The sequence below is a fragment of the Salifodinibacter halophilus genome (assembly GCA_012999515.1).
GTDB lineage: Bacteria > Pseudomonadota > Gammaproteobacteria > Nevskiales > Salinisphaeraceae > Salifodinibacter > Salifodinibacter halophilus.
Genome location: JABEEB010000001.1, coordinates 108,054 through 126,737 on the forward strand (window position 1 = coordinate 108,054; position 18,684 = coordinate 126,737).

At 58.6% G+C, this 18,684-nt stretch carries 18 protein-coding genes; 8 read left to right on the forward strand and 10 right to left on the reverse strand.

Translation table 11 applies throughout. The annotated features are described in order from the left end of the window. Positions 1-249: 249 nt before the first annotated feature. Both HKX41_00500 and HKX41_00505 read right to left on the reverse strand, forming a co-directional pair. The gene (locus HKX41_00500; protein ID NNC22638.1) at positions 250-1,428 is read right to left on the reverse strand and encodes a phytanoyl-CoA dioxygenase; all 1,179 of its coding nucleotides are present in this window, start codon (positions 1,426-1,428) and stop codon (positions 250-252) included. 12 nt (positions 1,429-1,440) lie between these two features. Next, on the reverse strand, positions 1,441-2,463 hold the full coding sequence (locus HKX41_00505) for an alcohol dehydrogenase catalytic domain-containing protein (protein ID NNC22639.1): 1,023 nt from the start codon (positions 2,461-2,463) through the stop codon (positions 1,441-1,443). Between the two features lie 465 nt (positions 2,464-2,928). On the opposite strand from HKX41_00505, the gene HKX41_00510 reads away from it, so the two are divergent. From HKX41_00510 to HKX41_00525, 4 genes are all read left to right on the forward strand, one after another. Beyond that, positions 2,929-3,897 (forward strand): sugar ABC transporter substrate-binding protein, encoded by a 969-nt coding sequence (locus HKX41_00510; GenBank protein NNC22640.1) that lies wholly within the window; start codon positions 2,929-2,931, stop codon positions 3,895-3,897. A 59-nt stretch (positions 3,898-3,956) separates the two neighbouring features. Next, positions 3,957-5,009, forward strand: a complete 1,053-nt coding sequence (locus HKX41_00515; GenBank protein ID NNC22641.1) for an ABC transporter permease — start codon at positions 3,957-3,959, stop codon at positions 5,007-5,009. Beyond that, complete coding sequence (locus tag HKX41_00520; protein NNC22642.1) at positions 4,979-5,800, forward strand: sugar ABC transporter ATP-binding protein; 822 nt, start codon at positions 4,979-4,981, stop codon at positions 5,798-5,800. The genes HKX41_00515 and HKX41_00520 overlap by 31 nt, the downstream gene beginning before the upstream one ends. Positions 5,801-5,945: 145 nt before the next feature. After that, positions 5,946-6,812, forward strand: a complete 867-nt coding sequence (locus HKX41_00525; GenBank protein NNC22643.1) for a MurR/RpiR family transcriptional regulator — start codon at positions 5,946-5,948, stop codon at positions 6,810-6,812. 88 nt (positions 6,813-6,900) lie between these two features. On the opposite strand, the gene HKX41_00530 is transcribed toward HKX41_00525, so the two are convergent. From HKX41_00530 to HKX41_00550, 5 genes are all read right to left on the reverse strand, one after another. Continuing rightward, complete coding sequence (locus HKX41_00530) at positions 6,901-7,887, reverse strand: electron transfer flavoprotein subunit alpha/FixB family protein (protein ID NNC22644.1); 987 nt, start codon at positions 7,885-7,887, stop codon at positions 6,901-6,903. Then, positions 7,884-8,630 (reverse strand): electron transfer flavoprotein subunit beta/FixA family protein, encoded by a 747-nt coding sequence (locus tag HKX41_00535; GenBank protein ID NNC22645.1) that lies wholly within the window; start codon positions 8,628-8,630, stop codon positions 7,884-7,886. The genes HKX41_00530 and HKX41_00535 overlap by 4 nt, the downstream gene beginning before the upstream one ends. Positions 8,631-8,684: 54 nt before the next feature. Further along, the gene (locus HKX41_00540; protein NNC22646.1) at positions 8,685-10,298 is read right to left on the reverse strand and encodes an electron transfer flavoprotein-ubiquinone oxidoreductase; all 1,614 of its coding nucleotides are present in this window, start codon (positions 10,296-10,298) and stop codon (positions 8,685-8,687) included. Positions 10,299-10,473: 175 nt separating this feature from the next. Continuing rightward, on the reverse strand, positions 10,474-10,632 hold the full coding sequence (locus HKX41_00545; protein ID NNC22647.1) for a YqaE/Pmp3 family membrane protein: 159 nt from the start codon (positions 10,630-10,632) through the stop codon (positions 10,474-10,476). A 207-nt stretch (positions 10,633-10,839) separates the two neighbouring features. Continuing rightward, on the reverse strand, positions 10,840-12,258 hold the full coding sequence (locus HKX41_00550; protein ID NNC22648.1) for a peptidoglycan DD-metalloendopeptidase family protein: 1,419 nt from the start codon (positions 12,256-12,258) through the stop codon (positions 10,840-10,842). A 515-nt stretch (positions 12,259-12,773) separates the two neighbouring features. On the opposite strand from HKX41_00550, the gene HKX41_00555 reads away from it, so the two are divergent. Then, positions 12,774-13,676 carry a hypothetical protein gene (locus tag HKX41_00555; protein ID NNC22649.1) on the forward strand — a complete coding sequence of 301 codons (903 nt, stop codon included), beginning with the start codon at positions 12,774-12,776 and terminating at the stop codon, positions 13,674-13,676. Positions 13,677-13,685: 9 nt separating this feature from the next. Here HKX41_00555 and HKX41_00560 read toward each other — a convergent pair whose 3' ends face one another. From HKX41_00560 to HKX41_00570, 3 genes are read right to left on the reverse strand one after another with little or no spacing between them, the layout of a single operon-like run. Further along, positions 13,686-14,387: an SDR family oxidoreductase gene (locus HKX41_00560; GenBank protein NNC22650.1), complete on the reverse strand. Its 702-nt coding sequence runs from the start codon at positions 14,385-14,387 to the stop codon at positions 13,686-13,688. A gap of 4 nt (positions 14,388-14,391) precedes the next feature. After that, positions 14,392-14,874, reverse strand: coding sequence for a peptidylprolyl isomerase (locus HKX41_00565; protein ID NNC22651.1), 483 nt, complete (start codon positions 14,872-14,874; stop codon positions 14,392-14,394). Positions 14,875-14,921: 47 nt separating this feature from the next. After that, positions 14,922-15,347, reverse strand: coding sequence for an OsmC family protein (locus HKX41_00570; protein NNC22652.1), 426 nt, complete (start codon positions 15,345-15,347; stop codon positions 14,922-14,924). 239 nt (positions 15,348-15,586) lie between these two features. Between HKX41_00570 and HKX41_00575 the strand changes: the two genes are divergently transcribed. The 3 genes from HKX41_00575 (at position 15,587) to HKX41_00585 (ending at position 18,677) form a co-directional block, all read left to right on the forward strand. Then, a complete protein-coding gene (locus HKX41_00575) occupies positions 15,587-16,429 on the forward strand; it encodes a sulfite exporter TauE/SafE family protein (protein ID NNC22653.1) in 843 nt (280 codons plus the stop codon). Positions 16,430-16,495: 66 nt separating this feature from the next. Continuing rightward, complete coding sequence (locus HKX41_00580) at positions 16,496-18,190, forward strand: NAD-dependent malic enzyme (GenBank protein ID NNC22654.1); 1,695 nt, start codon at positions 16,496-16,498, stop codon at positions 18,188-18,190. 73 nt (positions 18,191-18,263) lie between these two features. Next, the gene (locus HKX41_00585; GenBank protein ID NNC22655.1) at positions 18,264-18,677 is read left to right on the forward strand and encodes a DUF805 domain-containing protein; all 414 of its coding nucleotides are present in this window, start codon (positions 18,264-18,266) and stop codon (positions 18,675-18,677) included. Positions 18,678-18,684 lie beyond the last annotated feature (7 nt).

Here is an 18,684-nt window from a genome sequence, read left to right on the forward strand (position 1 = left end):
GTTTTCGCGTCGGCTGTGCGAGGTAGCACGTCGGTCGTTGCCCCGGCAGGTACAGTTGGTGCTGTGCCGCCGGGGTTTAGGGAACAAACCGCTTCGAAACTGTCGCCACGTGGCGGATTGATGTCACTCTAATCCACGCTCGCGGCGGCACCTGCTGTTTGGTTTGTTCGCGCGTAAGCACACAACCCTGCATCAACCGTGATAGTGAACGCCGCGGCCTGGCATAGCCAGGCCGCTCTCTGTTCGTGCTTAATCATCGACGCGTTGACGTTGGGCCTGTGCTTCGAGCTGATCGACGAATGTCTCGTAGGGCAGCCCTTCGCTGAGAGCGCGTGTAACGAGCTCGACCTGTGTCTCCGGTGAAATACCGCCGATCGGTTGGTCTCGATCCAGGTTGGTCGGGAAGCCATAGCCCTCGGCGCTGGCAGCGATCACCCGTTGCACGTCGGCCGTGTGGCCAGCCTGTTGTAGTGTCTGGAGGGTCGGATACAGGGCGCGACAAAGGCGGGTTCGATTCATCGTGCCCAATGCTCGGCCGAAAGCTGAAGAGACCTGTAGCAGGTTGGCACTGCGGTAAATATCACGCGAGATGTTGTGGCCGGCACCGTGAAACAGGGCGGGGCTGAAAAACACGGCGTCGCCCTTGTTCAGTGGTAGCTGGACATAGTGATTCGCGAAATACTCGCGGAAGACATCATATTGTATGCCCAAAAAGCCACGCAGGTAGCGTTGGGAATAGGGTAGATAGAGCGTCGGTCCGGATTCGATCGGCATATCGCAATGGGCCACCGCTCCTTGAAGCGTGAGCATTGGCGAGAGCTCATGGGCGTGGGCCGGAAACCGTTGGGCAGTCTCCGATGGCATGAAGCCTAGATGATAATCACGATGCGGGTTTTGGGCTTCACCGCCAGGGTTGACGATGTTCAGATCCGAGGTCATCTGATACATGGGCCCCAGCCAAGCCTCACAGACGGCTGCGAGTAACGGATTGGCATAGTACGCCGCATAGGTGTCGGGCGCGTGCTCGGCCAGCTTCTGTTGCGCACGCCACAGACGGTCGTTGGCGCCCGGCTTGGCAAAGTGATCGCCGGAAGCAACGTTGTTCGCTTTTTGTTGGGCCAGCGTCTCGTCAAAGGCGCGCGTTGTCTGGTCGATGGTCTCGGCAGCGAATGCCTGCTTGAATACCACAATGCCTGGCCCGAAGCGCATCGCCTGAACCCATTCGGCCTGTATGTCGCGGGCGGTATCGGGATCGACGATGCGTTCGGCTAGCTGTGGACCGTCGTAGATCGGCACGTTGTGCTCGATGTGGTCCGCGTATGGGTAATCGGCCGGTTGTGTCGTCTGGTTGACCTCGGCGATGAACGATTCAATATCACAAGCGTCGGCGGTCAGCCATGCGGGGTGTGTGCATGCTTGGTCAGACATGATGCCTCCTTTTTAGCTGTTTTGTAATAACACCTTGAGGTTTGACGATTTATCCCCGGCTGCGGCGTAGGCAGCCTCGCAATCTCGAAAATCGAAAACAGATGTAATCACTTGTTTTAAATTGGGTTCGGCGATGACCGCATGCACAGCTGTTTCGAATTCGTCGACAAATCGATAGGCGCCGTGGATCTCAAGTTCTCCGGTAATCAGGCGGTTGAGGTCTAGTCCGTCGCCATTAACAAAGCCAACTTGCACCACGCGTGCGCCGGGTGCGACGTTGTAAAGCGCGCTATTGAACGCAGCTGTGCTGCCCGAAGCCTCGATGGCGACGTCGTATGGGCCGAGAGGGGTTGCAGTGCTATCCAGTGGCGTTTCGCCGACGTTGATGGTATCGGCGCCACTCAGCAGTCGGGCGCGTTCAAGGGCCGTGTTATCGAGGTCGGTAATCGTGAGCGCCGCAGCACCGGCACGTCGGGCGGCAAAGGCGACCAGTGTGCCGACCGTGCCCGCGCCAGTGATTAATACATTGGCGTTCGAAACATTGGCGCGGCTGATCGCATGCAAGGCGATCGCGTATGGCTCGCTGAGTGCGGCGAGTTGTAAATCAGCATCGGCAGCGACCGCGATGCATTGGCTGCGTTTGACCACCGGCCGCTGTTGAAAACCACCGGCTGTATGCGGGCGAAACGCAGCACTGCCGAGATACCGCATAGCCGCACACAGGTTGGTCCGGCCAGCAATGCACTGTCGGCACTGACCACAGGGTAGGGAAGGGTCGACAACCACGGGTGCGCCGCGCTCGATATCGTCGATCTGGGTGCCGGTGTCGACGACTCGGGCGGATAATTCGTGGCCGAGTATCATCGGATCACGCACGATCGAGTTACCGACGCGGCCTTCGTTGTAATAATGAATATCGGTGCCACAGATGCCGCCGAACGCCAGCTCCAACCGGACCTCATCCGCGGCGAGCGCCCGCTCGTCGTGCGCTTCCAGCCTCAAGTCTCTAGCGCCGTGAATGGTGTGTGCCAGCATCGTTAATACCTGTTGCACTGATTCGGGGGCGTCTGCGATCCATGACCGGCCCCTTATAGGCTAATCGGCCGCTGGTCTGTGTCGGGCCATCGAGTGTTGTGCCCTAGCCGTGATTCGAACCGAATGTTTATACCAATGTCTAATAGAATAAATATTCTATTGATTGCTATTTTGTAACCATCATGTGGTGGCCGTCAAACACGGGTTGCTGCCTACGCTGATGCAATAAGCGGGCGTGAGCGCTTGAAACGCTACATGTGTTGTGGACAACCAACTGTATCCAGCCTCGAGGTCGGGATATATCGATCGAATAGCAATTTCATGGCATCAAGCTAAGACGTGGATAAATCCGTTGGTACGGTTTTGGCCCAGCGTCTCGGGCTGCATATCGCAGCCGTCTTGTAGCAATTGATTTTGTGTCCGATCACGCCGGTCTGAGATGCCAAACACAAAGAGGAGAACGCGATGTATCGAAGTAGTCGTTTGTTAAGACTGGCTGGTGGCACGCTGACCGCAGCGTGTTTGTGTTTCGCGGCCGGCAATGTACTGGCGGCCGACAATGAATCCGGGCAACAACTTAAATTCGCGATGGTCACCCACGCTCAGAAAGGCGATACGTTCTGGGATATCGAGCGTAAAGGTGGTAAGCAGGCAGCCAAGAATGTCGGGGCGCAATTCATTTATTCGAACCACAAGGCAGCCGGTAAACAGGTAACACTGGTTGAGAATGCCATTAACCAGGACGTTGACGGCATCGCGGTAACGCTGGCGCATCCTGACGCCATGAAAAGTGTGATCAAAAAGGCGCACGAGGCGGATATTCCGGTGGTTGGTTTCAACAGCGGGGTGGCCGAATGGCACGAGACCGAGGCCAACATGTTCATCGGTCAGGACCCGCAGATCGCCGGCAAAGCTGTGGGTAAGAAGCTGAATGAATTAGACGCAAAACATGTGCTTTGCGTTAATCACGGCCAGGGCAATAAGGCATTGTCGCGGCGCTGTGCCGGCATTAAAAAAACGCTTGATGGCGATTACAGTTTGGTTTACGTCAACGGTCAAAGCATGAGTAGCGTGCGTTCGCGGGTGATCGCCAAGTTGCAGCAGGATCGCTCGATCGATTATGTGGTGGCACTCGGTGCGCCGTACGCGATGACTGTCGTGCGTTCGTTGCCGAAGCTCGGTCGGGACGTCCAGGTTGGTACGTTCGATCTGAACCAGTCGGTAGCCAAGGCGATCCAGAGCGGCAAGCTTCAGTGGGCCGTCGATCAGCAACCGTTTCTGCAGGGCTATCTAGCGATCGAGGCGCTTTATTTGAAGGCGACCAACGGCAATACGATAGGCGGTGGCAAGGCCGTTTTGACGGGGCCGTCGTTCGTGACGAAGGATAACGTCGATGAATTGCTCAAATACGCTAAGCAGGGGACTCGTGGCTAGCAGGCTTTGACAGGATCAATGCATAACCCTCGGTTTGAGCTGAATATTCGGCGATAATAATGGCAATAACATCAAGTAATCAGAACGCAGTGGCAGTAGCGCCAGCTGGGCAGCGATTTCGGAAGAATGCCGCAAATGTCATCAAGCGACCCGAAATCGGGTCGATTGGTGGCGCGCTTCTGGTCTTTATCCTGTTCTTCATCCTGGCTGAACCGTTCCGCGATCCCGTGTCGTGGTCGACGATCCTGTATCAAAGCGCAACGCTGGGCATCCCGGCTGTCGGTGTGTCGCTTTTGATGATCGGGGGGCAATTCGACCTGTCGGTTGGCGTCGGCGTGACGACGTCGTCGTTAGCCGCCGCCATGTTTGCGATGCAGGTCACCGGTGACGTTTGGTTCGGCATCGGATTTGCGCTTGTCTTGTCGTTGGCCATCGGCGGCTTGAATGGCTTTTTGCTAGTTAAAACCGGTCTGCATAGTTTCCTGGTGACGCTTTCGACCTTTTTGATGCTGCAAGGGTTGAATATCGCCATAACCAAATTGGTGACGGGCAACGTCGCGACCGGTGATATATCGATATTGCCGGGTTTCGAAGTCGCACGGACCGTGTTCGCCAGTGACTTCAATATCCTTGGCGTGTCGGTCAACATCGTCTTTTTTTACTGGTTGCTGTTTGTTGCTCTGGCCACCTGGGTCTTGCTACGCACGACGATTGGCAACTGGATATTCGCGGTTGGCGGTGACGAAAATAGCGCTCGTGCGGTCGGTGTGCCGGTCGATAAGATGAAAATCGGCCTCTACATGGTGGTTGGTTTCTTTGTCTGGTTTCTCGGCATGCACATGCTGTTTTCCTACACGACCGTGCAATCCGGAGAGGGTGTGGGCAACGAGTTGCTCTACATCGCCGAGGCCGTGGTTGGCGGGTGTCTTTTGACCGGTGGCTATGGTTCCGCCGTCGGCTCGGCAATCGGCGCGTTTATCTTCGGCATGACCACGCAGGGCATTATTTATGCGGGCTGGAACCCGCAGTGGTTCATGTTCTTCGTGGGGCTGATGTTACTGCTCGCGACCGTGTTCAACGCATGGATCCGGCGTCAGGCAACCCAGGGGTGAATGAAATGACAGGCGAACAATCCATGATTCAGTTGTCTGGTCTGGGTAAGGTTTTCGGCAATATACGGGCGCTCCAGAATATCGATCTTTCGGTCGATCAGGGCCATGTGGCTTGCGTATTAGGCGATAACGGTGCCGGCAAGTCGACGCTGATCAATATCATCGCGGGTTTGTATACCCCCACCGAGGGCGAATATCGGGTCGACGGCGAGCCAAGATTGTTTAATTCGCCGCGCGATGCACTCGATCTCGGTATCTCCGCTGTTTATCAGCATCTCGCGCTTGTGCCGCTGATGCCGGTGTGGCGTAACTTCTTTCTGGGCTCCGAGCTATCCAAAGGCAGTGGCCCCACGCGTCGGCTCGATCGGGCGACGATGAAACAGATTACTGCCGATGCGCTCAAGGATATGGGGATCGTGGTCAAAGACCTCGAGCAGCCGATCAACACCCTATCCGGCGGTCAGAAACAGTGCGTCGCGATCGCGCGTGCGATCTACTTCGGCGCACGTGTGCTGATCCTGGATGAGCCGACGGCCGCGCTGGGCGTTAAACAGTCGGGCGTGGTCCTGAAATATGTGGCCAATGCCGCTCGTGAAGCCGGTCTTGGTGTCATATTCATCACACATAATCCGCATCACGCCTATATGGTTGGCGATTCGTTCACGATTTTGTCTCAGGGCGAGGTTGATCTGACCGCTGCCCGTTCCGAAATCAGTGTTGATGATCTGATTTACCGCATGGCTGGTGGTGCAGAACTGGCGTCGCTGGAACATGAGCTTGGCAAAGCATAGCCCGCAGCAGGGCTGCGTGTGTGACGCGTCGTGGCCGTTGTCGGCTCGTTCGAGCCGGTTGGTAAGCGCCTTGGATTGGGATGCGCAGGACACCATTGCGAATGTCTTAGAATAGGAATTTGATTTTTGGACAAGCTTTGTGCCGATGAGTGGCGTCGTTAAACCTGACACACCGTCCGAACTGCAAAATCGGATTCTGACCGAGTATCGCAATCTGAGCGCTCGGCTGCAGCAAATTGCTCAGTTCGTGGTCGATCACCCCAACGATATGGCGCTTGAGACCACGGCCGTGATCGCCGAGCGCGCCAACGTGCAGCCATCCGCGATCATTCGATTCGCTAAAGCATTCGGGTTTTCGGGGTTTAGCGAGTTACAACGCATCTATCAGAACAGGCTTGCCGAGACCGCTTCGAGCTACAGTGAACGCCTGCGCCGGCTGCGGGCGGAAGAGGAACGAAGCGATGGCGATGAGCTATCAGCCGACGGCATATTGCGGCAGTTCTGCAGCGTTAACACCGTGTCGCTGGAGCATCTGCGCGACATTGTGTCTATGGACGCGCTGGAAAAGACTGTATCTGCGCTTGCCGATGCCGACACAGTTTATGTGTGTGGCCTCCGGCGCTCGTTCCCGGTCGCGACCTATCTTGCCTATGCGCTTGGGCAAGTGGACTGCCATGTTTCGCTACTCGATGGCGCGGGTGGTCTGCTTGCGCAACAAGCGCGGCAGTTGACGGCCAATGACGTGCTTTTCGCCATCTCTTTCCACCCCTATGCCTCCGAAACAGCGGGTGTTATCAACGATGCGCTGGAGCAGAATGCCAGCGTCGTTGTCATTACCGATACGCCGTTGAGCCCCGTGGCCAGCGACGCGGATATCTGTCTCGAAGTGCACGACGCGGAATTGTATAACTTTCGCTCGCTAACGGCATCGATGTGCTTGGCACAAGCCATCGCCGTCGCCACCGGTTTGCGAATCGAAAGGCGCACCCATCCTGATGCGTCCAATCCGTAAGCCACGCCCGTCGACTGACGTTTGCTTCAAAAGGCTCGGTTAGAAGCCGTAAGTCACGACAAGAGTTCAGGGGCCTATCAGGCGGCCGTTAACCGACTTCGCATTGGGCCGTGGTGGCCGCCCCGAACGCGGTTTGAAGTCGTGGCAGCACTTCGAATAGGTCTGCCACGAGGCCAATATCCGCGATCTCGAAAATCGGTGCGTCAGGGTCGTTGTTGATGGCGACGATGGTGCCGGCGTCCTTGATGCCGGCCAGATGCTGGATGGCACCGGATACACCGAGCCCGATATATAGTGATGGCGCTATGATGCGCCCGGTCTGACCAACCTGGAATTCGTTGGGTGCGTAGTCCGCGTCGACGGCCGCGCGCGAGGCACCGACGGCTGCGCCGATGGCATCGGCGAACTCAAACACCCGTTCGAAGTTGGCGGCGCTACCGAGTCCTCGGCCGCCAACCACTACGCGATCGGCATTTTGCAAATCGGGGCGGTTGCCGCCGCTCGACTGACGCGTCACCACGCGCGCGTGCTCGGGCGGGGCGTTGGTCGGTTCCGGGGCGGCCGAAACACAGCCGGGCTGCTCGGTCGTGCCCGCTTCGGTGAATGACGCCGTGCGGATCGAGGCGACGATGCCGCTCGCTGAGGCGGCGCTGATATGTGCAGTCGCATTGCCGGCGTAGATTGGCCGACTGTAGCGCCAGGTGTCGAAGATTTCAGACAGGTCGGTGACCATCGGTCGCCCGAGGACAGCCGCGAGCCGCGGCAGGACATCCTTGCCGAACGTGGTGTTAGGACCCAGCACGTGGTGGTAGCCGTGCTCATTAACTAGCGGTGTCACGTGTGTGGCAACGCTGGTGGCTGTTGCTTGCTCAGGATCGAGGTCGGCTGTCGTCCAGACCTGCGTGACGCCGGCGAGTTGGGCGGCTTCAGTCGCGGGTGGCGCGTCCGGCGCGGCCGACACCCAGATATGGACAGCATTGGGCGTCAGGTGTGACGCGGCGGCCACTGTCTTGGCTGTGGCCGGATTCAAGTGATGGTGGTCGTGGTCGGCCACGACGAGGCTAGCCTGTGTCATAGCAGTTGGCGGGTTTCGAGTTCCGCGATCAGAGCATCGGTGTTGGCAACGCGCTGGCCGCCGGTGCGTGGGGGTGGGGCAGCCACACGTTCGAGTTCGAGTGCTGGTGCGTCGGCGACATCGAATTCGTCGATATGGCGGTGCTCGATGGCTTGTTTCTTGCCGCGCATGATATCGGGCAGGCGCAGATAACGCGGCTCGGCCAAGCGGAGATCGGCGGTAATCAGCGCGGGCAGATCGACATCCAGGGTTTCCAGTCCGCTGTCGAGTTCGCGTGTCACGCGGGCGTTGGTTGCCGTCAGTTCAATGGCCGAGGCAAAACTGGCCTGGGGCCAGCCGAGTTGTGCTGCGGTCATTGGGCCAGTCTGGCCGCAATCGTCGTCAATCGCCTGTTTGCCCATCAGGACCATGTCGGCGTTTTCAGCTTTGGCAACGGCGCTAATTACACGCGCGGCGGCTGGCGGTTGGACATCGTCTTCCGCGGCGATGTGGATCACGCGCCCGCAGCCGAAGGCCGCGGCGGTTTTTAGTTGTTCCGTGGCCGGCTCACTGCCGATCGTCACAGCAACCACTTCATCGACCTGGCCGTCGTCCTGCCAGCGAATGGCCTGTTCCAGCGCGATCTCGTCGAACGGATTGATGCTGTGTTTGATGCCGTCGGTAACCACGCCGCTACCGTCATCACGGATTTGGACGCGCACGTTGTAGTCGATGGTTCGCTTGAGAGCGACCAGTATTTTCATAATCGAAAACATGTTGACGTCGGTAGCCATCACGGCCCCGACGCGGGTGTTTACCTACAGATTGTAATAGTTAGGGCCAGCCCCGCCTTCGGGGACGACCCAATTGATGATCTGATACGGATCCTTAATGTCGCAGGCCTTGCAATGGACGCAATTAGCGGCGTTGATCTGTAACTGTGGTTGACCATTGTCATTGTCAACTACTTCGTAGACGCCGGCCGGGCAGAACGTCGTACACGGGTTGCCATATTCGTGCCGACAACGGGTCATGCAAATATCTGGCTCGAGGATCTGAAGGTGCACCGGCTGGTCTTCATCATGCTCAGTCTGTGCGTAATAGACCGATGATTCGCGCGTGACCGGTGGCAGTTCGCGCGTGTGATATTCGCGACGTTCGGCCGGCGTTTCGTCGTCGATTTCGGCCAGCGACTGCATTGCCCGCCAGTCGGCGTGGTTGGGCAACGTCCAGGGCGATCGTCCGCCGACCGCGGTTTCCCACGCAGCGTTGGCTAAGCCTGGCCATAGGCCATGCCGAAACCCTGGCCGGATGTTACGTACACTGTAGAGTTCCCGACCGACAGTGGAGTGACGCACGCTCGCGTCGAAGCCGTCGCTACCGACGTCGGCAGCCAGATGATCGCCGGCCAGCATGCCGGTGGTCATAGCAGTGTGCACGCCTTTGATTTTGGGCACATTCAGCGTGCCTGCAGCGTCGCCGATAAGGAGCGCTCCCGGCATCTCAGTGCAAGGCAGGGATTGCCAACCGCCTTCCGCCAGACTGCGATCGCCGGCCGCTACGATTTCGCCGCCGTCCAGCAGCCGTGACACGCTCGGGTGATGCTTGAACTGTTGAAAGAGTTCGAACGGATTGAGCCGCGGGTCGGCGTAATCCAGTCCGGCCACGAAACCCACCGCCACACGATCGTTGTCGAGGTGATAGATAAAACCGCCGCCGTAGGTTTCATTGGCCAACGGCCAGCCGATCGTGTGCACGGATGTCCCGGGTGTCGTACGACCGGTGGGTAATTGCCAGAGCTCCTTGAGACCGAGGCCGTAGGTCTGCGGGTCGGCGTCACGATCTAGCTCGAAGCGCTCGATAAGTTGTTTGCTGCAGTGGCCGCGACAGCCTTCGGCGAACAGGGTTAGTGGCGCGCGAATTTCCACGCCCGGTGCGAAGCCGGGCTTGGGTTGGCCATTTTTGTCCAGCCCCATGTCCGGTGTGCGAATGCCCGCAACCTGGCCGGCATCGTCCAACACGATATCGGCGGCCGGAAAGCCAGGGTAGATCTCCACGCCAAGTTGTTCGGCGCGTGTACCTAGCCAGGCTACGAAGCTGGCCAGTGAGACGATTATGTTGCCGTGATTTTTCTGCTGCGGCGGCGTCGGCAGGGGGATGCTGTGCTCGCGGGTGAGGTAGCGGAACCGATCTTCGGTCGCGTCAACGCAGACCGGCGGCGGGTTATTGCGCCAATCCGGCAGCAGTGTATCCAGCGGTTGGGTTTCGATGACGGCGCCGGATAGGGTATGCCCACCGATTTCGGCGGCCTTTTCCAAGACACAAACTTCTTTGTGCGGCGCGTTTTGCTTGGCGCGAATAGCCGCTGTCAGCCCGGCCGGGCCGGCCCCGACGACTACGGCGTCGTACTCGAGTACATCGCGCTCGCTCATGGGATCGACGGTGCGTTAGCGCTCATCCACCCATTATATCTGGTGCCGGTGTACGTCGATGTGGCGTGATGGCCAGAAAGTGCAACAAAGCCGGTTGAGCCGGCAATCATGTCGACCCTGAGTGGTTTTTCATCGACAAGGCAAGTGGATGCGTGGCGGCTGAGCGATGAACGTATCAGCGTGTGCCGATGATATAGGCAGCGTGTACTACGCCGGGAATATAGCCACAGATCGTCAGCAAAATGTTGATCCAGAACTGAAGGCCGAGGCCGACCTGCAGCAAAACGCCAAGCGGTGGCAGGAGTATCGAGAAAATGATGCGAACGAGGTCCACGACGCACTCAGTTGAAAAACGCGTGCTCAGCGTACCTGATGGTGGGCCTTATCGGGTACCCCGAGTGGCAACAGTGCCTTGGATGGCGTTTATGTCAGCGCTTATCGCAGCCGTGGTTGGAGCGGCTGTTTCGTCAACAGTGTTAACCGAGGCGATGGGCTCATGCAGCCAGCCACAACCGGTTGATCTGGGCACCAGAGACGTTGCTCAGCCACTTGTGCGGCAGAAGAGATTGATCCCAGTTTCGTTGGCGTTTGTAATGGCGGTTGGGTCGACTGAGAGCTGTCGACCGATGCCGACTTGTCGTTGACAGACCGGGCTTCGGTAATCCGTTGACTGCACGGCAACACGTTGATGCTCGGCCTGCTCCAGTTTGGCGACCAGTGGTTTGATGCGCGTTTTAAATTGCGCCAAGCGCGCCGTGGGCAGTTTCCGGCCGCCGGGCAGAGCCATGGTCATCGGATTATGTGGCGTGCCGTTTTTCCGAATTTCGAAGTGCAGGTGCGGCCCGGTTGTTCGGCCCGATTGGCCGACATAGCCGATGATTTGTCCTTGTTTGACGTGTTCGCCTTCCTGCAGACCTTTCGCGAAGCGATGCATGTGGGCATAGCGGGTGCTGTAGCCGCCGAAATCCTTGAGCTGGACGATGCGCCCGTAGCCGTTTTTCCAGCCTTTGTATTTGACCGTGCCATCGGCGGCCGCATGGATCGGTGTGCCAACGGCCGCGGCCATGTCAACGCCGTGATGCGGCTCGCGCTTGCCGGTCACTGGATTGACGCGCGACCGGCTAAACGGCGAGCTGATATGTGTGTAGTCGACAGGATGCCGGGAAATGGAGCGCTGCAATGAGCGCCCGTCGCGAGCGTAATAGCCCGTATCGCCGTCTGGCCCCGTAGCGCGGAATGCTGTTAGTTGATCCCCATTTGTGCGCAGGGTGGCGGCGATAACCGGACCGATGCTGAAGCGTTGACCGGCACTGTAGCGAGCCTGATACATGATGCTGAAGTGGTCGCCCGACTGGATATTTTTAGACAGGTTAAAGCGATGCTTGAAGATCTGTGTAAGCTGGTTAGCTACGCGTGCAGGTACCCGCGCCCGGGCCAGCGAATTGGCAAGTGACTGGCGCACTGTTCCGTGCGCGATCAGACGCCGCTTTGTGACGGGGATTTGCTGGATGCGGGCATTAAGATCGCCGTTCTTGCGTGTCAGTACCAGCGTTTTGTCTGAAGAAAGTTGGTAGCGCAGTCCCATCAGTTTGCCGCTCGAGTCGCGTTCGATGGCGACGCGGTCGCCGGGGTGCAGACGCTTTAAAGCCTTGGCTGCCGATCCGGCTGCCACGACGTCGTGCCATATGCCGCGTTCGAGGCCAGCTTGTTGCAACACGCTGGCAAGTGTGTCGCCTTGTTCGACCTTGATGCGCCGCCAGCGCGGCCCTTTGGCCGGGATCAGGCCGCTTGCCTTGCTAAGACGAAACCCGGAATCGCCAGTTGGGTGATTGTGGCGTTGGTTTTCGGACGTGGATTGGGATGGTGTTTCTGCATTCGTAGTGGCCGGTGCCAGCGAGGTATAAGTAACTGTGCAGCCCAAAAAAAGTAGTGCAAGCGCAGCTCGGCAGGTCGCCACCATGTATCGTCCTTACAAAAGCGCGCCGCGACGAGTGCCGTTGCGCGCCACACACCTGAAACAGCGTAGGAAATTAACATGAAATACGCATAAGGCACATGAATTGCAAGCAAGATGGAAATATTTTGTTATAAAAATAAATTTTTGATGCTTTATAAGGTTTGTCGAGCGCAGAATTGGTCGGGATTTTTTAAAGAAAGCTGGTAGTGGACCAGTGCTGCCTCGCTATGATCGAAAGACGATGAAGCTGGCAATAAGGCAAAGACAGGTATTGGCCACGTCTAGCCGGTTGCGGCGGCTGTATGGAATCGGGCCGAAGCAGTGTGGTTATTTGATAAAATTATTAAACCTTGTAGCTCGTATAACTTTCCGCTAGATATATGTTTCAACGATGCCAGTCTGATCGAGCTGCTGTCGCGGTTATTGTTGCGGCGATTTTGTGCGCCGCCGCTGTGGCAGGGGCAGGGGTTGCTGATACCAAAGAGACACCGGATATAGCCCCTGCCAAAGCCCAAAAGATGCTGGCTCGTATCCAGCCACGCGCCAAAGATGGCCATGCCAACGCGCAGTACAATCTGGGCGTCATGTACGCCAACGGCTATGGCGTGGAACAGAGCTGGGCTAAAGCACGCCAGTGGTACCGGAAAGCGGCTGAACAGCATCAGGCTAGGGCCGAACAGAATCTGGGCGTCATGTATGCCCAAGGGCGAGGCGTTGCGGCCGACAAGGCCGAAGCTGTGCACTGGTTTGGGCGCGCCGCTCGTGACGGCCAAGCGGCAGCGCAGAACAACTTAGCGGTTCTGTATGCCCGCGGCGACGGTGTGGACCAGGACCTTGGTCAAGCTGCGATCTGGGCAGTACGCGCCGTGCGCGGCGGCAACGCCGAGGCGAGCAATAATCTATCCCGTATCGTCGGGCGCTTGCCGCATCGTTATGTCGCCAGCAACGGGACCGCCATGCACTCATCGCCGGACGCTGAGACGCAAGTGAAAATGCGTTTAAAGCGGAATACAGCCGTGGCTAGGCTCGAATCCAAGCCGCGCTGGACGCGGGTGTTACTGCTCGATGGCCACCGGCTTGGCTGGATCAAAGCCAGAGCGCTGCGACAACAAAAAACCACTGAGCAGACTCATTCGGATGAGCTCAGTGCTAACGGCACGCAAGATCAGCAAGGACAACCGGCGCAGCCGAGTGCGGGCAAGCGAGGCCATGCTGTAAGCGGAGCGGCGGCGAAGCAGATCGTGGCGGCCGACTCAGTCAATGTGCATGGCGGGCCGGCACGTAGTGCGCCGGTCAAGTTCCAGGTTAGCGCTGGCGATCACGCCACCGTGAAACGTGCATGGCAGGGTTGGATGCTGGCGACGTTTTCCGGCGGTCGCGAAGGCTGGATTGCTGGCTTTTTGTTACAAAAGCGATCCTGACGGTGTCAGTCAGTTATCGAGCGGCGGTGTCGGACGCAGCAGTATCTCGTTGACGTCGACGTTGGCGGGTTGTGCCAGCGCATATAGCACGCTGTTGGCGACGTCGTCGTCGCTGAGTGCGTGCTCGGGACGGTTATCGAAGAAAGGCGTATCGACCATGCCGGGTTCGATCAGGGTGACGCGTACTCCACTGCCGCGGAGTTCCTCGCGCACACCGTAGCCAATCGCTGAGACAGCCCATTTCGACGCGCTATACATCGAGCCGGGGATAGTCGCGCGGCCGGCGGCCGAGCCCGTGATGAGCAGATGACCGCGGGTGGCTTTCAGCGCAGGGGCTGCCGCCTGAATCGTTAGCCCAACGCCGTAGACGTTGGTCATCAGCATGGTGTGCCACGCTTTGGGATCGGCGCCGCAGAAACCGCCCGGTGAACCACCGACGCCGGCGTTGGCAAACACAGCATCGATGCGGCCGAATGTGTCCTGTGTGGCAGCCACGAACGCGTTGATCGAGGTGGGATCGCTCACATCGCAGGCTTGCGCCAAGGCCACGGATGGCCCGCCGAGCTCGGCGGCCAACGTTTCGACCGCGTCGACGTGTCGGGCGCCGAGCGCGACGCAGTAGCCTTTTGAGACGGCCAGTCGAGCACTGGCCGCCCCAATTCCCGTCGAGCCGCCGGTTATTAGCAGAACCGGCGAATCGGCGGTGGTCAAGGTGTTACTCGCTATCGTTGGCAGCGGCCTCGGCGATATCGCCTTGTTCGATTTCGTCGCTGGTCGCTTGGCGTACGTCCGCCACAGTAACCACGAAGTTGAGGTTTTGGCCGGCAAGAACGTGGTTGCCGTCGACTGTGACCTGTTCGTCGCCGACTTCCTTGATCGTGACGATCATGTTGCCCGCGTCCGACTCAGCACGGAAGCTCATGCCGACTTCCAGGTTGTCGACACCTTCGAACGCGTCACGGCTGACGTTCTGGACCAGGTCCTCGTTGTATTGGCCGTAGCCTTCCTCGGGGGTCACGGTCGTTTCGACTTCGTCACCCGGCTCATGGCCGTCGAGGGATTTTTCCAAGCCCGGAATCAGGTTGCTGTGGCCGTGGAGGTAAGAAAGCGGTTGACCATCGGACTGGTCCACGACTTCACCGTCATCGCCGCGCAAAACATAGTGAATCGTCACGACGCTGTCTTGTTGGATTTCCATAGTTCTCGATATTTCCTTTGTGATTTAGGTAAGTTCGTCTGACGACGTTACGATTCAAGTGTCGCCGACAGCGTGATGGTGGCGCCTTCGAACAGACGGGACACAGGGCATGCATTTTTTGCCTCTTCGGCCAGCCGCATGAACGTGTCGTTGTCGATACCCGGCACTTTGCCACGCGTAGTAAGCGCGACCGTTTCGATGGTTGGCGTACCGCTGGTGGAGAATTCGACGTCGGCGTGTGTGTCGACGGCGTCCGGCGGATAGCCTTCACCGGCTAGCATGGCCGAGAACTGCATTGAATAGCAGCCGGCATGGGCTGCGCCGATAAGCTCTTCGGGATTGGTGCCGGCTCCGTTTTCGAATCGAGTGTCGAACGAGAACTGGCCTTCGAATGCGCCGCTACCAAGGCGCATATTGCCGTTGCCGGATTTTAGATCGCCCTGCCAGCGGGCGTCAGCGGTACGGGTAGGCATGCAGACTCCATTGTCCTTAGAGGATTAAATTGTACGCTATAGCCATCGGCTGCCGATGTATCGATCGACCGCGCTAACTAGGTGTTGGCGTCGAGCTAGCCGTGATTCAATAGGCGCGAAGTAAAACCGGTTATCGTGCGCCAATCGCACTTGTTGTGATGCGCCGCATTTGTCGGCACGCACTCGGGCATGATGGCGGTTATCTTATCTAGACATACGAACTGGGGTGCCGGCGTTCCATGATCATTACTCTCGGCATACTGGTGGGCCTCGCGCTTGGCTTGACCGGCGGTGGCGGTTCGATTTTCGCGGTGCCGCTGCTGGTCTATGTGGTCGGCATGCCTGTTCATGCCGCAATCGCTGTGTCGTTGGCGACCGTGGCTGTGACTTCTTTATTCGGCGCGGCGGAAGGTGTCAGCCGTGGGTTGGTCGAGATCCGCGCCGGTTTGATCGTTGCGGTCGCCGGCATGGTGACCGCGCCACTCGGTATTTTAGCCGGCGATTTCGTCGACGAGCGTTGGCTGCTTACCGCATTTGGGATGCTGACGATTATCGTCGCAGTCCGCATGGGGCGCGCCGCGCTGCGCAGTCCGGAAAACACAAATGCCGTGCGTAGTGCGCTGCAACGCGAGCCTGAAGGGCATGGTCTCGAACCGTGCCAGCGCGCAGACAGCAGCGAAGCCGGCGGTTTGCGGCTGCGGCCGCGCTGTGTCGCGCTGCTGGCCTCGATAGGTGGCGGCGTTGGTGTGATTTCTGGTTTTTTCGGTGTCGGCGGCGGGTTTCTGGTCGTGCCGTTTCTGGTGCGCCTGACACGGCTGGGTATGCATCGTGCTGTTGGCACGTCGCTGCTTGTTATCGGTTGCACCGGGATGTCGGGGCTGTTTTCGGCGCTGGTCGTTGGGCGCTCGCTGGATATGAATATTTTGTATCTGTTTCTCGGCGGCAGCCTTGTGGGTATGTTTCTCGGTCGCCGTGTGGCGCGCTATCTAGCCGGCGCCACGTTGCAACTATTGTTCGCAATCGCGCTCGTGGCGATCGGCGCTTTGATTTTGGTTACACGGGCGCACGGCGCACTCGGCTAAGCGGGTTGTCGGTGCAGAATCGCGATGGGTTATGCTCGCGGTATCTGTCGCAACCAGGCATTGATTATGGCGGATGATCGGTCGGCCGAGCGGCCTCTTTACGTACCTTACGCGGGTCCGACGCTCCTCGAGATGCCCCTTTTGAACAAAGGCAGCGCGTTCACGCACGAGGAACGCGACGATTTCAATCTGGTGGGGCTGCTGCCACAGAACGTCGAGACCATCGAGGAGCAGGTTGATCGCGCCTACCGGCAATATTGTCAGTGCGACTCTGATCTGGATAAGCACATCTATCTGCGCGGCATCCAGGATGACAATGAGACGATGTTTTTCCGGCTTTTGGAAAAACATCTTGAGGAGATGCTGCCGGTTATTTACACGCCCACGGTCGGGCAGGCGTGTCAGCGTTTTTCCGAGATCTATCGCAATCATCGGGGGCTGTTTATTTCTTATCCCGATCGCGAACGCATGGACGACATGATTCGCGCGGCGACCAAGGACAACGTCAAAGTCATTGTCGTCACAGACGGCGAACGTATCCTGGGCCTTGGCGACCAAGGGAGCGGTGGGATGAGTATTCCCATCGGCAAGCTGGCGCTGTACACGGTCTGTGGGGGTATCAGCCCGGCCTACACGCTGCCGATTGTTCTCGATGTCGGTACCGACAACCCCGATCTGCTCGCCGATCCTATGTATATGGGGTGGCGCCATAAACGCATCGACGAGGAACAATACAACGATTTCTTGGATCAGTTTGTGCAGGCTGTTAAGCGCCGTTGGCCCAGCGTGCTGCTTCAGTTCGAGGATTTCGATCAGCGCCACGCGCTTCCCTTGTTGGCGCGCTATCGCGATGAGCTGTGTTGTTTCAACGACGACATCCAGGGAACGGCAGCGGTGTGTGTCAGTTCGCTTCTAGCGGCCTGCAAGGCCAAATGTGCGTCGATCACCGAACAGACGATCGTGTTCGCGGGTGCCGGATCCGCAGGTTGCGGCATCGCCGAGCAAGTAGTCGTGGCCATGATGCGGGCTGGTTTGTCGGATGCTGATGCCCGACGCCGTATCTATATGGTCGACCGCGACGGACTGGTCACCGACGATATGAACGGGCTATCGGCATCACAACGTCGCTTCGCCCGGCCGCGCTCGGAAATCCTGGATTGGTCGCATGAAGTTGACGACGAGTTCCAACAGGTTGTGGCCAACGTCTGGCCGACGGTGCTGATTGGTGTGTCGGGGCAGGGTGGGCTGTTCTCGCAGGCCGTGGTCGAAACCATGGCCGAACACTGTGATGATCCGTTCATCATGCCGCTTTCCAACCCTAATTCGAATTCTGAAGCCGCCCCGGCTGATCTTTTGAACTGGACCGGTGGCCGGGCATTAATCGCGACAGGCAGCCCGTTCGATCCGGTGGAGTTTCAGGGGCGCTGGTTGCCAATAGCACAGTGCAATAATGCCTATATCTTTCCGAGTGTCGGCCTTGGCGTGGCGGCGGCGCGGGCCGGGCGCGTTACCGATAATATGTTGATGGCGGCTGCCGAGGAACTCGCCGAGCAGTCGCCACTCGGCCGTAGCGGCCAGGGGGCGCTGCTGCCGGAGTTGGGTGCGATACAGTCAGTGGCAACGGCGGTGGCCCGTGCCGTTGCCGGCCAAGCGCAAAGCGACGGTGTCGCACTGGCCACCAGCAGCGAGTATTTGGACGCCGAGGTGCGACGTTGTTTTTGGAAGCCGCGTTATCGTGGCTATCGCCGCTCGGCATTTTGAGCCGCATGCGAGCGCTACATCATGCGTTGGCTGCAACGCCTGGCAGCCATGTTTCCGACGGCACGGTCATGACATGAGTACGGCGTCACGCACACCTTGGGCGGCCTACGTTGCGGCCATGTGTCAGTACGGTGAAGTCACAGGCCGTGCCGACCGGCGTCAGTTCTGGGGGTTTGCCCTAATTGTTTTGTTGTGGTGGTTGGGCTTTTCGCTGGTCGGCAGCGCACTTGGTGTCACGCTTGAGTTGCCATTTCGCCCCGAGCCGCCACAAGCGCCGGTGCGTCTCGAGATACTCGGCACGCTTGCGGCGTTGCTCCATGTCGTGCCGTTTTGGTCAATCAGCAGCCGGCGTTTGCACGATGTGGGCCTGAGTGCTTGGTGGCTCATATTGGGGATCTTCCCATTGATTGGGCCGCTGATCCTGGCCGGTTTTTTCCTGTGGCCGGGTGATCGCCGGGAAAACGGCTATGGTTCGGTGCCGGAATGAGCTGGTG